Source organism: Micromonospora sp. NPDC047738 (genome assembly GCF_040642675.1).
In the GTDB taxonomy this organism is placed as follows: Bacteria; Actinomycetota; Actinomycetes; order Mycobacteriales; family Micromonosporaceae; genus Micromonospora.
Genome location: NZ_JBEYSO010000018.1, coordinates 1 through 14935 on the forward strand (window position 1 = coordinate 1; position 14935 = coordinate 14935).

17 protein-coding genes are annotated in these 14935 nt (G+C 68.8%); 3 read left to right on the plus strand and 14 right to left on the minus strand.

Features of this window, described 5'->3' with window-relative positions; translation table 11 throughout:
- Window positions 1-1325, plus strand: a 1325-nt coding sequence (locus tag ABZ783_RS24435) for a carbohydrate-binding protein (RefSeq protein ID WP_357442007.1), incomplete at its 5' end; no start/stop codon positions are given.
- Window positions 1326-1342: 17 nt separating this feature from the next.
- Entirely contained in the window at window positions 1343-2494 is a 1152-nt protein-coding gene (locus tag ABZ783_RS24440) for a ThuA domain-containing protein (RefSeq protein ID WP_357442008.1), read from the plus strand.
- A gap of 808 nt (window positions 2495-3302) precedes the next feature.
- On the opposite strand, the gene ABZ783_RS24445 is transcribed toward ABZ783_RS24440, so the two are convergent.
- The 14 genes from ABZ783_RS24445 to ABZ783_RS24510 all read right to left on the minus strand — a co-directional run bounded on the left by ABZ783_RS24445 (window position 3303) and on the right by ABZ783_RS24510 (window position 13929).
- Complete coding sequence (locus ABZ783_RS24445; protein WP_357442009.1) at window positions 3303-4208, minus strand: ribokinase; 906 nt, start codon at window positions 4206-4208, stop codon at window positions 3303-3305.
- A 26-nt stretch (window positions 4209-4234) separates the two neighbouring features.
- The gene (locus ABZ783_RS24450; protein ID WP_357442010.1) at window positions 4235-5179 is read right to left on the minus strand and encodes a nucleoside hydrolase; all 945 of its coding nucleotides are present in this window, start codon (window positions 5177-5179) and stop codon (window positions 4235-4237) included.
- Window positions 5176-5847 (minus strand): M24 family metallopeptidase, encoded by a 672-nt coding sequence (locus ABZ783_RS24455; protein WP_357442011.1) that lies wholly within the window; start codon window positions 5845-5847, stop codon window positions 5176-5178. The genes ABZ783_RS24450 and ABZ783_RS24455 overlap by 4 nt, the downstream gene beginning before the upstream one ends.
- Entirely contained in the window at window positions 5844-6605 is a 762-nt protein-coding gene (locus tag ABZ783_RS24460; protein ID WP_073836501.1) for a glutamine amidotransferase, read from the minus strand. Before ABZ783_RS24460 ends, ABZ783_RS24455 begins: the two co-directional genes overlap by 4 nt.
- Window positions 6606-6644: 39 nt before the next feature.
- Window positions 6645-7379: a BtpA/SgcQ family protein gene (locus tag ABZ783_RS24465; protein WP_357442012.1), complete on the minus strand. Its 735-nt coding sequence runs from the start codon at window positions 7377-7379 to the stop codon at window positions 6645-6647.
- Window positions 7380-7427: 48 nt separating this feature from the next.
- On the minus strand, window positions 7428-8222 hold the full coding sequence (locus ABZ783_RS24470; RefSeq protein ID WP_357442013.1) for an ABC transporter ATP-binding protein: 795 nt from the start codon (window positions 8220-8222) through the stop codon (window positions 7428-7430).
- Window positions 8212-9051, minus strand: a complete 840-nt coding sequence (locus ABZ783_RS24475; RefSeq protein ID WP_357442014.1) for an ABC transporter ATP-binding protein — start codon at window positions 9049-9051, stop codon at window positions 8212-8214. Before ABZ783_RS24475 ends, ABZ783_RS24470 begins: the two co-directional genes overlap by 11 nt.
- 14 nt (window positions 9052-9065) lie before the next feature.
- Complete coding sequence (locus tag ABZ783_RS24480; RefSeq protein WP_357442015.1) at window positions 9066-9869, minus strand: energy-coupling factor transporter transmembrane component T; 804 nt, start codon at window positions 9867-9869, stop codon at window positions 9066-9068.
- Window positions 9866-10516 (minus strand): ECF transporter S component, encoded by a 651-nt coding sequence (locus ABZ783_RS24485; protein WP_357442016.1) that lies wholly within the window; start codon window positions 10514-10516, stop codon window positions 9866-9868. The genes ABZ783_RS24480 and ABZ783_RS24485 overlap by 4 nt, the downstream gene beginning before the upstream one ends.
- 53 nt (window positions 10517-10569) lie before the next feature.
- Window positions 10570-11505, minus strand: a complete 936-nt coding sequence (locus tag ABZ783_RS24490) for a carbohydrate kinase family protein (RefSeq protein ID WP_357442017.1) — start codon at window positions 11503-11505, stop codon at window positions 10570-10572.
- On the minus strand, window positions 11502-12554 hold the full coding sequence (locus tag ABZ783_RS24495; protein ID WP_357442018.1) for a LacI family DNA-binding transcriptional regulator: 1053 nt from the start codon (window positions 12552-12554) through the stop codon (window positions 11502-11504). Before ABZ783_RS24495 ends, ABZ783_RS24490 begins: the two co-directional genes overlap by 4 nt.
- Window positions 12555-12685: 131 nt before the next feature.
- On the minus strand, window positions 12686-12991 hold the full coding sequence (locus tag ABZ783_RS24500; protein WP_357442019.1) for an HAD family hydrolase: 306 nt from the start codon (window positions 12989-12991) through the stop codon (window positions 12686-12688).
- Between the two features lie 335 nt (window positions 12992-13326).
- Window positions 13327-13503: a hypothetical protein gene (locus ABZ783_RS24505; protein ID WP_357442020.1), complete on the minus strand. Its 177-nt coding sequence runs from the start codon at window positions 13501-13503 to the stop codon at window positions 13327-13329.
- Window positions 13504-13614: 111 nt separating this feature from the next.
- Window positions 13615-13929 carry a hypothetical protein gene (locus ABZ783_RS24510; protein ID WP_357442021.1) on the minus strand — a complete coding sequence of 105 codons (315 nt, stop codon included), beginning with the start codon at window positions 13927-13929 and terminating at the stop codon, window positions 13615-13617.
- Window positions 13930-14087: 158 nt separating this feature from the next.
- Here ABZ783_RS24510 and ABZ783_RS24515 point away from each other — a divergent pair, with 158 nt between their 5' ends.
- Window positions 14088-14705, plus strand: a complete 618-nt coding sequence (locus ABZ783_RS24515) for a hypothetical protein (protein WP_357442022.1) — start codon at window positions 14088-14090, stop codon at window positions 14703-14705.
- Window positions 14706-14935 lie beyond the last annotated feature (230 nt).

A 14935-nucleotide genomic window follows, 5' to 3' on the forward strand; every position in this document is an offset into this window, starting at 1 on the left:
CCTGGATCCGCTACGCCGGCGACGCCGGCTCCCCACCGGCCTTCGGCGGCGGCTCCGAGTCGCCGATGGGCGGCCCGGTCTACCGGTACGACGCCGCCAACCCGTCGACCACGAAGTTCCCCGCCAGCCTGGACGGGCAGTACTTCGCCGGCGAGTTCGGCCGCGGCTGGATCAAGCCGATCGTGGTCAACGCGGACGGCTCGCCGGGCACCATCGACAACTTCCCGTGGAACGGCAAGCAGGTCATGGACATGGCCTTCGGCCCCGACGGGTCGCTGTACGTCCTGGACTACGGCACCGGATACTTCAACGGCGACGCCAACTCGGCGCTCTACCGCTACGACCACGTCGGCACCGGCGGTAACCGCGCACCGACCGCCGTGGCGAGCGCGAACCGCACCTCCGGCGCGGCACCGCTGGCCGTGACCTTCTCCTCGGCCGGCTCGTCGGACCCCGAGGGCGGGGCACTGACCTACTCGTGGGCGTTCGGCGACGGCGGCACCTCCACCGCCGCCAACCCATCGCACACGTACACCACCAACGGCAACTACACGGCCACCCTCACGGTGCGCGACCCGCAGGGCGCCACCGCCACGGCCAGCGTGCCAATCAGCGTCGGCAACACCGCCCCGACGGTCACCGTCAACAGCCCCACCGCCGGGCAACTGGCCGCCTTCGGCGACAGCGTCCCGTGGAGCGTCACGGTCACCGACCCGGAGGACGGCACGATCGACTGCACCAAGGTGACCATGGCCTACCTGATCGGGCACGACCAGCACGCCCACCAGATCACCTCGCAGACCGGCTGCTCCGGCACGATCACCATCCCGGCGGACGGCGAGCACGACGACGCGGCGAACATCTTCCCGATCTTCGACGCGTCCTACACCGACAAGGGCGGCCTCACCACCCACGCACAGAACATCCTGGCGCCGAAGCACCGGCAGGCCGAGCACTACAAGACCTCCTCGGGCGTCAACAAGTTCGCCAAGACCACGGCCGAGGGCGGCATGACCGTCGGCGACATCAACAACGGCGACTGGATCCAGTTCGACCCGTACAAGCTCAACAACGCCACCTCGTTCACCGCCCGGGTCTCCTCCGCCGGTGCGGGCGGCACGCTGCAGTTCCGCACCGGCTCACCCACCGGCACGATCATCGGCTCGGCGACGGTCACCCAGACCGGGTCCTGGGACACGTACGTCACGGTGAGCGGCACCATCAGCGGCGCACCGGCAGGCACCACCTCGCTGTACGTCACGTTCGCTGGCAACGGCAAGCGCGCGCTGTTCGACCTGGACAGCTACACGTTCGTCACTGGTTAGAAGGGAGACCACCGATCATGACGCGTAGACTCGCTCTCTGCCTCGCCATCGTGGTCGCCGCGCTCGGCTTCAACGCCGTGCCGGCCCATGCCGCGCCGGACTTCACCGTGCTCGTCTTCAGCAAGACCGCCGGATTCCGCCACGACTCCATCCCCACCGGCATCCAGACGATCCGCGACCTGGGCACGGCGAACAACTTCGCCGTCGAGGCCACGGAGGACGCCACCCAGTTCAACACGGCGAACCTGGCCCGGTTCAGGGCGGTCATCTGGCTGTCCACCACCGGCGACGTGCTCAACGCGACACAGCAGACCGCGTTCGAGAACTACATCCGCGCCGGCGGCGGCTACGTCGGCGTGCACGCGGCGGCCGACACGGAGTACGACTGGGCCTGGTACGGCGGCCTCGTCGGAGCGTACTTCGCCAGCCACCCGGCGATCCAGCCCGCGACTGTCCGGATCGCCGACACCACCCACCCGGCGACGGTTGGCCTGCCGGTCGCCTGGAACCGCACCGACGAGTGGTACAACTACCGCACCAACCCCCGCCCGCAGGTGCACGTCCTCGCCACCCTCGACGAGTCCACCTACAGCGGCGGCACCATGGGCAGCGACCATCCCATCTCGTGGTGCCGGGCCTACGACGGCGGCCGGTCGTTCTACACCGGCATGGGCCACACCATCGGCAGCTACGGCGAAGCCAACTACCGCACGCACCTGCTCGGCGGCATCCGCTACGCCGCACAGGGCACCGGTGACTGCACGGTCAGCGCTCCCCCGCCGGACCTGGCGCTAAACCACCCCGCCACGGCGTCCAGCGTGCAGAACGCCTCTTTCCCCGCCTCGAACGCCGTGGACGCCTCCCCCACGACGCAGTGGACGAGCGCGTCGTCCGACCCGCAGTGGATCCGGGTCGACCTCGGCGGCACGTACACCATCAACCGGGTCCTGCTGGTGTGGGGAACCACGTACGGCAAGAACTACCAGATCCAGACATCGGCCGACGGGAACACCTGGACCACGATCCGGACCATCACCAACGGCAACGGCGGTGAGGACGACAACACCGGCCTGAACGCCTCGACCAGGTACGTACGCATCTACGGCACGGCCCGCGGCAGCAGGAAGGCCGGCTACTCGCTGTTCACGTTCCAGGTGTACGGGACGTGATTCAACCGTCGGCGGCGTAATCGAACCCGCACTGACGAGAGCGGCGTGGAGGAGATCGCCCGCAGAGGCGGCACCACCGATGAATGGTGGTGCCGCCTCTGCGCTCTCTCGGCCAGTGGCCTGGCCTGCAGCTGCAAACTCATCCGGCGCCACGAAACGAGTTGATCATCAATGCCTCAATTGTGGCCCCCGCTGCGTCGACTCGGCCCGGGTGCCCCTGCATTTTGGGGGCGGGCTCGCCGTTGCAGGTGCCGAAAACCTCATCCGTGCTGGTCACAAACTTCTTGATCATCGAGTGGTGAGTGCGGCTCTGCCGCGGGCGCGCTGGGCCCGACGGTGATCGACATCGAAGCTGAGGTCGGCGTACGGCACCGCGCAAGGATAGAGCCGAAGGCACCGATCGCACAGTGGGCCGGCCTCAACACCTGAACCACCAGGCGCACGAGGCGGGGCACTTGGAGATCGCTGTGGACTCTCGCTCGTGAAGGGACCTCACTCGCCGGGGCGGCTGCTCGCCAGTCAGCCGGCGAGCAGTTGGCTGGTCTCCTCTCCGAGCGCCACCGCCGCTCGAGCCGCCAATGCGACAAGATCAGCGTGCTCCGCCACGGTGGTCCGCAGCTCCGGCCGAGGAGCGTAGCGCCAGGCGACTCGCGCCGCGTCACGGGTGAGTCGGGTGACATGGGCCTTGCCCGTTCGGCCAGCGCGCGATGAAGGCGCGAAGAACGCCTGAACCGGCGTGCGAGAAGCAGGCCGCGGCCGCCGGGAAGGGACCGGTGTGCGATCCTCCCGTTTTTCGACGTGAGCCGGCTCAGCTCCCTGCGAGCAGGCTCTCGACGACCGGCCGGTCGGGGTAGGACGACTGCGCGCCACGCGCGCCGACCGTGATCGCCGACATCGCGACGGCAAACCGCACCGCGTCCCGCAGCGGGGCTCCGTGCGACAGCTCGCACGCCACGGCGCCGACGAACGCGTCTCCGGCCCCGGTAGTGTCGACGACCTCCACGACACGACCCGCCTCACGGTGGAGCCCGTCCGGATCGGCGACGAGCGCTCCGTCCACGCCGAGCGTGATGACGACGGACCGTGCACCGGCGTCGAGCAGTCCGCGGGCGAGTTCCTCGAACCCCGAGGCGTCGCGGCCGAGCACGATCCGCGCCTCGTGCTCGTTGACGATGAGCGGGTCGCACGCGCGCAGCGTGTCGGCCGGCAGCTCCCGTGCCGGGGCGGCGTTGAGCACGACGCGGATGCCGCGCGCCGCCGCCGCCGTCGCAACGTGGTCGACCGTCGCGGCGGGGATCTCCATGCTCAGCACCACCACGGACGCCTCGGTCCAGCCCGCGTCGGGCCGCTCCACGAGTTCGACGTCAACCGCGCTGTTCGCACCGGGCGAGACGACGATCGAGTTTTCGCCGTCCGGTGTGACGAGGATGATCGCCGTGCCCGTCGGCCGCTCGACGGTGTGGACGTGCTCGACGTCGACGCCGGCGTCCTGCAGTCCCCGGCGGAGGAACGCGCCGTGGTCGTCGTCGCCGAGGCATCCGACGAGCCGCGTGGCGGCGCCGGCCCGAGCCGACGCCGCCGCCTGGTTCGCGCCCTTGCCGCCGGGGTGCAGGGCGAGGTTGGAGCCGAGTAGCGTCTCGCCGCCGCTGGGGCGCCGCGGCACCTCGACGACCAGATCCGCGTTGGTGCTCCCCACGACCACGACCTCTGCCATGCCTATCCCTCCGACCGCCGGTCCGGTCAATCCTGGCGCAGCGACGCGTCGAGCGCCGACAGCCGCGAATCCAGCAGGTCGCGGAACCGCTCGACGTCGACCTTCACCGCGACGTCGCAGTTCGGCTCGCCGCTCTCGCAGGCGCGGTCGACGAGCGTCATCCCGGACGTGAGGCGTCCGACGTTCTCGACGTCGACGAACGCCGGCACCGTCGTGAACACGTCGGGGTCGATCACCCCGGCGACCGCGAGCGAGTCGTGCTGCGGCATCGCGGCCTCCATGTCGACGCCGACGTTGTGGTAGCCGGCGAGCAGGTGCCCGACGATCTCGGCGACCGGGCCACCCGAGGCGAACAGCCGCGGCAGGTGCTTCCGCGCCACCGTGGCCTGGTGCGTCGCGTTCAGCCCCACCATCGTGATCGGGACGCCGAACGCGAAGACGCGTGCCGCGGCGTCCGGGTCGAACCAGATGTTGAACTCCGCGACGGGCGTGACGTTGCCGAGTACGTCGAACGCTCCCCCGCCCATGATGACGAACCGCTCCACCTTGCGCGCCGTCTCGGGGTACTCGTTGACGAGCATCGCGATGTTCGTGAGCGGCCCGATCGGGACGATCGTGATGGGGTCGGTGCTCTCCTCGATGAGACGCGCGAGTAGGGGGACTCCGGGTTCGAAGGTCCGCGTCGAGACGGGCAGTCTGTGGCCGGCGAAGCCGTCCTCGCCGTGCACGTCGGGCGTGAAGTCGATGTCGCGCCGCCACAGTGGCCCCGACGCGCCCTTGCCGACCGGGATGTCGAGCCGCAGCAGGTCGGCGAGGGCGGCCGCGTTGCCCGACGTGTATGGGAGTCCGACGTTGCCCGCCACGGCGACGAGCCCGCGTAGGTCGACTTCGGGACTTGCGGCGGCCAGCATGATCGCCAGCGCGTCGTCGATGCCCGGGTCGGTGTCGATGACGATGGGGCGGGCGTTCATCGGATCACCGTCGCCTTCGTCGGGCCGAACCACACGACGTCCTCGCGCTTGACCCCGTAGAGGTGGTTGCCGATGAAGGGCTCCACCGCCCATGCCCCGCGCATTACGGTCTCGTTGGAGGCGTCGATGTACCCGTCGTCGTACGACGAGTTCGCGGTGAGCGAGTGGCCGATGTTGCTCAGGCGATCGAGCAGCACGTACGGGGTCTTCGCGAGCTCGTCGCTGAAGACGCCGAACCAGTCGCACGCCCGCATCCCCGGCTTCGCGGCCGCGAGGACCGTCGCGTGGATGCGCTCGATCGTGGCGAGCGCCTCGCGCTGGGCGTGGTTGTCTCCCCGCTGGAAAGAGCGCGTGCAGTCGCCCCACCATCCGTCGACGGTGACGGGGTGGACGTCGATCATGCCGAGGTCGAGGTTCCACAGGGCGCGGTCGGTGGGCACGTCCGTGGGGAAGCAGCTGAGCGTCCCGATCCCGAAGCCGACCGTCGTTGGCGTCCACGTGCCGACCGCGCCGGCGTCCAGCACCATCTGGTCGATGATGCGGTGCAACTCTCGCTCGGTCTGTCCCGCGACGGCGGCCTCGGTGCCGGCCTCGGCGACCTTGATGGCGATGCGCTGCGCGGCGACGAGGCCGGCAGGCGGCTCGTCGGTGATCTCGTGGTCTGTCATTCCTTCTCTCCTTCTTCTTCGCCCGCGAGCCAGCCGACCATGTCCTGCCAGAGGGCGTCGAAGCCCTCCCACGCGAGGAACTCCGGCGGCAGCCAGTGCGGCCCCATGTCGCTCGCGAACGCGGCGACCCGCCCTTCACCGTGGCGACCGACGACCAGGAGTGGGCGTCCGTCGACGGCGATGAGCGTCTCGGCGGCGGGACGCATCCGGAGCCGCTGGTAGCCGAGGATGGCGGGCAGCTCCTGCGGGACGTGCGCGACGGCGGCGTGCCGCTGGACGACGCGGGGACGCACGCCGTGCGGCGTCTCCTCGCGGTCGTCGCCGACCTCCATGTGGACTGGGAGGACGGCGGCGAGTGCGGTGCCGCGATAGTTCGCCTTGGCCTCGATGCCCTGGAAGCTCAGGTACCCGCCCACCATCAGCAGCGCGCCGCCGCCGTGCACCCAGTGGGCGAGTGCGGCCAGGCGGTCGGGTACCGCTTGGCCGCGGGTGAACACGTCCGTGGGCAGCAGGATCGTGTTCGCACCGATGTCGCTCAGTACGATCACGTCGTACCGGTCGAACTCGGCGGTCGTCGCCGGGAATTGCGCCGACGCGACGTGGTTGGGCATGAAGTCGACCTCGTGGCCGCCGCGCTCGAGGGCCGCGATAAAGGCGCCGCCGCCCTCCTCGTAGGTCGACGTGAAGAACGAGTCGAACCCCTTCGTGTGGATCGAGGTCGTGGACCACGACTCTCCGGCCAGTAGTACTCGTGCCACGGAATCTCCGTTCGTTCGGCGAGGGGCGAGGGGCGAGGGTCAGTGCGTCGCGCGGACCGCGGCGACGAAGCGGGCGACGTTCTCGGGGGCGACGTCGCCGGTGTCGGCAAGCGTGTCCTTCAGGGCACTGCCCACGACGACGCCGTCGGCCTGGGCGAGCTGCTCCGCGGCGTTGTCGGGTGTGACGCCCGCGCCGACGATCAAGGGGAAGCCGGGGCCGACGATGCGCCGGAACTCCGCGATCTTGTCGAGCGGCGTGATGAGTCCCGTCCCGTCGCCGGTGACCACGATCGCGTCGCACCGCCCGACGGCGAGCGCGAGGTCCTCCTCGAGGGTCCGGCCGGAGCGGTACGGCTGGTACTTGAAGCGGACACCGCCGAAGACGGATGCCTCTACCCCGGCGCGCATCTCGGTGAGCCGCTCGGCGAACCCGGCGTCTTCCTCTGGCGAGAGGTGGCCGGCGACCGAGTCCAGCTGCAGGAAGGCGATCGGGTACCTGCGCGCGAGCTCGAAGGCCTGCGCGTCGTCGTTGAGGACGTTCAGCCCGATGACGACCTCGGGGCGCTCCGCCGCCAGGTGGTCGAGCACCGCGATGACGTCCTCGACCTCGCCGAAGTAGTTCTCAACGATGATCGCGTCGACGCCGTTTCCCCATAGGTCGTCGATCTCCTGCTTGGCGCGGCGGAGGCGGTCGACCGCGTCCTCGCCCTTCAGATGGAGCATCGCGAAAATGGGAGTGCCCGTGGGGAAGACGGTGCGGAAGGGCCTGCTCATGGGAGTCTTCTCCGGATTCGGATTCGGGGTTCGGATTCGGGGTTCGGGTCAGGGGACGAGCTCGACGACGTCGTCGACGGTGAGGGCGCGGCGGCTCAGATTGAGGTCGCGTGCCAGCTGCGCGGCATCCGGCCGGCGGATGCGGGAGCGCCGGAGGATGTCGTCGTCGAGGAAGACGTCCCTGCGGTCGCCGTCCGCGATCACCGCACCGTCGGCCATCGCGACGACGCGCCTGAACGCGTCGATCACGAAGCGCATGTCGTGCGTGATCGTGATGACGGCGACGCCCTCGTCGCCGAGCCGGTCGAGCATGCCGTGCAGGAGTGCGAGCCCCCGGGAGTCGAGGCCCGCCGTGGGCTCGTCGAGGATCACGTACCGGCACTCCGACACGAGGATGGCGGCGATCGCGACGAACTTGCGGATCGCGCTCGGCAGGTCCTTCGGGTTGGTGTCGAGGTGGTCGCCGATGCCGGTCAGCTCGATCGCGCGGGCACAGCGCTCCTCGCGCTTCTCGTCGGGCCACTTGAGGTACTTGGGTAGGTACTCGATCTCGGAGCGGACGTCGGCGGCGAACAGCTGGTCGTCCGGGTTCTGGAACACGTACCCGACGTCGCGGGCCACCTGCGCGGTGGTGCGCTTCGCGGTCGACGCCCCGTCGAGGAGCACCTCGCCCTCGGTCGGCAAGAGCAGACGGTTCATGAGCTTGACCGTGGTTGTCTTGCCCGCCCCGTTCTGCCCGACGATCGCCAGCCGCTCACCGTCGTCGACGCGGAGGTCGACGCCGCCGATCGCGCGCGAGCCGTCGGGGTAGGTGAAGCCCACCCCGTTCAGTTCAATGGGCATGCGTGCTCCTCCCGATCCGTACGGAGATTTCGTTGAACGCTTCGGCCCGCTTAATCGGCAGCCGGTCGAGCGGTTTCCCGGCGGCGGCGAGCCTGCGGCCGAGCTCGGTCACCTCTGGGGGGACGACGCCGTACGCGCCGAACTCGTCCGATCCGACGACATCCCTCGTCGGCCCGTGCATCACGACGGTGCCCTCGTTCATCACGGTGATGGTGTCGGCGTACTGCGCGAGCAGGTCGATCTTGTGCTCCGCGAGCACGATGGACTTGCCCCTGTGCTTGAGTCCCTCGATGATCTCGAACACGGCCTCGGATGCCTCGGGGTCGAGCTGGGACGTCGGCTCGTCGATCACGACGACCGGTGCGTCCATGGCGATGATCGACGCGAACGCGACCTTCTGCCGCTGTCCGCCGGAGAGCTCGTTTGGGTTCTTCTCCACGATCGCCTCGATGCCGAGCTGCTCGACCACGCTCTCGACGCGCTCGATCATCTCGTCGCGGGGCACACCGAGGTTCTCGAGCCCGATCGCGATCTCCTCGAACACGGTCTCGCGGATGCCGCTGATCTGCGTGAACGGGTTATCGAAGACGCAGCCGATAGTCCGCGACAGCTCGGCCGGGTCCCAGTCGAGCAGCGGCCTGCCGAGGATGACCACCTCGCCGGTGAGATCGCCGTGGTGGAAGTGCGGGATGACGCCGCGGATCAGGCTGCACAGCGTCGTCTTGCCGCTCGAGTTGAGCCCGACCACGCCGTGCAGCCGGCCCTCCTCGAGCTGCAGGTCGATGCCGACGAGCGCGGGTTGCTCCGCGTAGGCGTAGGTGAAGCCCACTCCAGTCAGTGAGGCTAGAACCATCCGAGGATCCCTCCGGTGACGGCGGCCGCGGCCACGACGAGCGAGAGCACGACGAGCACGGTGTCGACGGCGGTAAAGGGCTTGAGGTTGAGGAGGCTGGTGTGCCTGCCCGGGTTGTTGAAGGCGCGAGCGTCGAGCGCGATCGCCCGCTCCTCGGTCGCCGTCATCGCCGTCAGGAACACCGGGGCGAGCACCGGGAAGAACGCGCGTGCGCGCACGAACACGTTCCCCTCGGCCTCGATCCCCCGTGCCTTCTGCGCGTCGAGCACGACTCGGGCGGTGGCGCCGAGGTCGGTGATCGCCTGGAATGACGCCAGGATGACGTAGCTGACGCGTGGGCTCACGCCGATCCGCTCGAGGGCCAGCATCAGCCGGCGCATCGATACGATGGCGAAGAATAGCGTCACGCCGCCGCAGATCACCATCACCGCGGTGGTGAAGCGCAGACCGTTTTCGATGCCCTCGCGCGTGATGGCGATCGGCCCGAGCGGGACGAGGACCGTCTCGCCCTTCACGAGCAGGGCGCGCAGGGCGAACAGGATGAGCCCGACCGCGATCCAGAGTTTCAGGATCGTGACGAGGTAGGACGGACCGCGCCCAGCGAGGTACGCGATTCCGACGAAGAGCACGCTGACCGCCAGCGGCACGATCCACCCCGCGCTCGCCAGACCCACCACGATCAGCGCCGTGATGCCGGCGACCATCGCGATGGGGTGGATGTCGAGGACGGCGTTCCCCAGTGTCATCGGCTGCCGGTAGCGGTCAGCGACGGCGGTCACCGCGGTGTTCGTCATGACTGAGTGGCGGTCGTGGCGACCGGCTTCTTCGCGCGCGGATTCGGCTGGCCGAGGTACACCTGGCCGAGCGGCAGCTTGACGAGGAGCCGCTTCGGGATGCCCTTGATGATCGCGTACACGATCAGCACTGTCGGCACCTTGTCGAGGACGTCCATCGGCAACTGGGCGGCGAAGTTCGCCGTGTTCAGGTCCATGCCCATCGCCGTGAGCGCGCCGACGACGATCGCGCCGCCGCCGACGGCGAGCCCGTCGAACACCCAGATCGTGATGAGGGCGCCGCAGAAGCCGCCGATGAAGGCGAACGGGAGCACGGACAGCAGCGTCTTCCACCACGTGCGGAACACGCCGATCCGGCCGAAATAGCCCGCCAGCAGACCGAACGCGACGTTGAGGATCGCGAACGCGAACGTCGGCGGGGAGGTGATCGAGTTGATCCCGTTCGAGATGAGGCCCACGAGCGCGCCCGGAAGGCCGCCGCAGGTCGCTCCCACGAGGATCGTTCCGATGCTGTCGAGATAGACCGGCAGCTTGAGGAGCAGTGCGATCTGCCCGCCGACGAAGTTGATCGCGATACCGATCGGGATCATGAAGATCGTCAGGCGGCCGTAACCGCGCATGAATGTTGCGAATCGACTGGAAGCCATCGTCGGCGTCCTTTCTTGTTTGTGTGCGCCGAATTCAGCCTCAACGGGGTGAGTCACATCGTCGTCGACGTGGTCGGTGCGAACGATCGGAGGAAGTCGTCGACGTCCTCGCGCGTGGTCATGCCGGCGCGCGCGCCGATCTTCCCGACGGCGAGGGCGGCGGCGGCGTTGGCGAACTCGGCTGCGGCGACGGGGTCGCGGCCGATCGAGAGTGCGTAGAGGAAGGAGCTGGTGAACGTGTCGCCGGCACCCGTGACGTCGACGACGTCGACGGGAAGGCCCGGCACCGCGACCACGCCGTCGCGGGTGTGCAGCTCGCAGCCCTCGCTGTCCTTCGTGACGACGACGGCCGTCGCACCTCCGACGAGGAGCTCCGGGATTGAGCCGCCGGTGGCGGCGAAGCGGGCCTCGCCCATGGCGTTCATGAAGACGATGTCGCAGTGCTCGATGAGTCCCGTGCCGTGGTTCTCCTCGTTGTAGACGTCGAGGTCGACGGCGATCTTCGCTCCGCGGGCGCGGAGCGCCTCGAGCACCTCGTGCGCGCCGAGCTCCCCCATCCGGAGCGGCTTGGCGTCGGTGAGGGTCGTCACGATGAACTCGGCCTCGGCGAGGTGCTCGAACGTCTCGGGGGTGATTTCGGTGCGCGTGATGCCAAGCGTCGGGATGATCACGATGTGCTGCTCGCCCGAGATGAGGACGATGCAGTGCGAGTCGGGAACAGTCTCGTCGAAGATCACGAACCGGGTGTCGAGTCCGTGCTCGCGCAGCTGCGCGAGGAGCTTCTGCGTGAGGGCGCCGGAGTTGAGTTGGCCGATGAACGACGTCGGCATGCCGTAGTGGGCGTAGATCGACGCGGCGTTCGCGATGCTTCCCCCGAACTCGGGTTCCAGCGCCTGCACGATGACCTTGTCGTTCGCCTGCGGGAAGTGCGGCGTGACGTAGTACTCGTCCTGGGCGACGTCGCCGAGGAACACGGAATGGCGGGTCATCGGCGGACCTCCCCGGTCGAGGCGCGGACGATGAGCTCGACCGGGATGGCGATGCGGCCGGGCACGAGTTGCTCGCCCGTCTCGAGTGCGTGCAGCAGGGTGCGGGCGGCCAGGGTGCCGAGTTCGTGCGTGTCCTGGCGGACGGTCGTGAGCGGCGGAGAACTATGCCGGCTGATCGACACGTCGTCGAACCCGACCACCGAGACGTCCCTCGGCACGCCGAACCCCTGCGCGCGTAGGCCTTCGATCGCGCCGAGCGCCATGAGGTCGTTGTGGGCGAACACCGCCGTGATCTCGCCGGCGGCGAAGGCATCAGCGAATCCGTCGACCGCGGGGGGGCCGCTCTCGACGGAGTAGTCGCCGGACGTCGTGAACACCCGGCCGCCGGCCGGCTCCCACGCGCTGGCGAACCCCGTGCTGCGCAGGACGCTCGTCACCGGTGCATGCGCTCCTTGGATCTCGAGCACGCTGCGGTGGCCGAGGGATAGCAGATGCTCGGCGACGATTCGGCCGCCCGCCTCGTTGTCGGAGACGATTGCCGGCAGGTCGACGATCCCCTCGATCTCCTCGTCGACGAGGATCACGGGGAGATGCCCGTTGAGGGCCGCACGGGCCTTCGCGCCCAGCACGGCGCCCGAGGCGTAGATGATCCCGTCGACCGCGCGGGAGGCGATCATCTCCAGGTATCGGCTCTCCCTCCCGGAGTCGAATCCGGTCGTCGCGAGGAGCATGTTGTATCCGCGTTCCATTGCGACGGACTCGATCCCCTTCGCCAGCTCAGCGAAGTACTCGATCGCGATGTCGGGGACGACGACGGCGAGGACGCTCGTCTTTCCGAGCGCGAGGCTCTGCGCGGCGCGGGTCGGGACGTAGTCGAGCTCGGCCATCGCCCTGCGCACCTTCTCGCGCACCGTCTCGCTCACCTTGCGCTTGCCGCTGAGGGTGTGCGAGACGGTCGTCGGGCTCACGCCCGCGTGCCGGGCGACATCGGAGATCGAGACCATCCGTGCGGCTTCCTCGTCGTCGGGGCGCGATGCTGCTGCGGGCACCGCGCCGTACCTGGCGGCTCGCTCGGGCGCGCACTGCAGATCTTGCAAAGCGCTTTGGCAAACCGCTTTGGCGAGGAGTATGGGCCGGACCTCCGGCCGAGCGCAAGGGTTTCGTCAGCCCCCGTTGCGGTTCAGCCGCGGACGCATTCTTCGAGCCAGCGCGCGACGCCGTCCTCGTCGTTCGAACGGATGGTGCGCGTGGCGAGGGCCCGCAGCTCCGGCACGGCGTTCGCCACCGCGCACAATTCGTCGGCCACGCCGAACAGCGGCACGTCGTTCACGTTGTCGCCGAAGGCGATCATCCGCCCCGTGCCGAGCTCGTCCGCCAGCCGCCGCGCGGCGAGCGCCTTCGTCCCGCCCGCGGCGTGGATCTCGAGCCAGTGCTCCCAGGTGTAGCCGTCGACGGAGAGGAAGTGCGGCGGCGTAGCCGCGCCCACCCCGCGTCCGGATGGAAGGGCAATTTAGTTGGAGTTGAGCGGTGCGGATCGCAAGATTCCCTCAACCACATGATCGCGGTGAGTCGGAGTCGCGTGCGCTGACCACCATCACCCGCCACGTCAACGACTACGCAACCCGCGCCCGCCTTCCACGCGCCGCGTGAAAACTTGACACAAGTGTGAAGAACCTAGCGACCAAAGATCGCTAGCGCCCGGTTCCTCCCCGATCAGCCGCAGGGTGCCCAGACCGAAGTGCGCCAGTCCCGGATCGGATGGTGCCTTGTAGCGCCTGGGGACCACCTGAACATCCCGTCGTGCCCGCGAAAGACCATCGCCTACAGGTGAGATGTGCGCGTGAGGGCGGCGAGCGGGTGGGGCTGGCCCGTCATGGCGGCCAGCGCGGCGGCGACAGAATGCATGCCAGCTCTGATGTAGGTGGTGGTGGCGGGCCCGCGGCGGTCGGCGTGGCCGGCGTAGGCGCGGGCCACACCGCAGCCGAAGTGGCGTTCCACCCAGGTGAGGGTGGTGTGGCGTAGCCAGTGGGTGGAGATGCCCTGCGCGGCGACCCACGGCAGGCGTTCGCCGATGCGTCTCCAGAGGTGGTCGTAGCGGCTGCCTCACTCCTATTTGGCCCTCGAAGAGCAAGCATCAGCAGCAGTGACTCGGCGGCAACCGGGCCTTGCACCGACAGACTGACAGCAGCCGGCAGGGACGGCCACCAGCAGCATCGCCGCCGTGCCGAACCCGGAGACCAGCACGGCGCCCAGATACCAGGGTCGACCAGTGAACGTCTCCGCCATCTTCGCCTTGGTGCGTTCGCAGGTGGCGTCATCGGCGAAGTCCGCGCGCAGAGCCGGAATGCTCCAGGTCTCGGGTGGTTCCGCCACGGGCAGGGTGGCCGCCGATAGAAATTCCTCACCGCGCCGGCCGTTGCTCATGATCGATGGTCTGAGCGGGGTGTGCCGGGTGCCCACGCTGTCAAGTGATCTGCCGAAATGCGCAAGGCGCATCGGCGCGCACCCATGGGAATCGCTAGCTTTCGATGCGGTGGCCGCGGAGTGAGGTCACCCTCTCGGGGCAGGACATAGGAGGAAACATGAACGGTGCCAGCAGTAACCCGACCGCCGGGAAGAGATGGCACAAAGGCAGGAGCGCGGCATTCGCGATGATGCTCGTCGCGAGTCTCCTCTGGGTCTTCGGCGCGAGCCCGGCCCAGGCGCACACGCTCAACGAACTCGCGCCGTCCGGGGCGTCGCCGTGGCTCTACACCCAGTCGTGGGCTCTCACCGGCTACGGATACAACACCCCGCCGACCCACGTCGACTACTACAACGGCGACCACCTCTCGGACAACTACGCCCTGGACATGACCCCGACCGGGGGGCTGAGCTCCTGCGGGCAGCCCATTTACCCGATCTGGGACAACATGAAGGTCTACGCCATCTCCTCCGGCACCGGGGGGATGTACCTGCGCAAGACGATCGGCACGCAGGTCTACGAACTCAAGTTGCTGCACATGAAGAACCTGAAGTACGGCGTGGGGGCCGTCGTCGGCCCGACGAACGTCGTCGGGTACAGCAGCAATACCGGGACGAGCTCGTGCCACCTCCATGTCGCGGTCCACAAGATCGTCAGCGGCACCCGCTATGCCGTGCGTCCCGTCTTCTGCGGCCGTGAGGTGACGGTTCGCAACGTCGGCTACCAAGGCTGCTGACACATCCAGACGGATCGGGTGCACTGTGGGGCGCGCCTCGCGGTGCACCCGTCATGTCCTGGGTGACCAGCTGTCACGCGAATTCGCCGCTCGGCTCTGAAAGATGCACGCGTCCCGTGTCGACCGCCAGCGTTCGCCCACACCGGGTACCAGTTCATCCAGGTCGACGGCGTCACCGGCGTCCTGCTGGCCGTCGCCCTACGGCTACGCCGCCCCGAACCGCAGCCGTC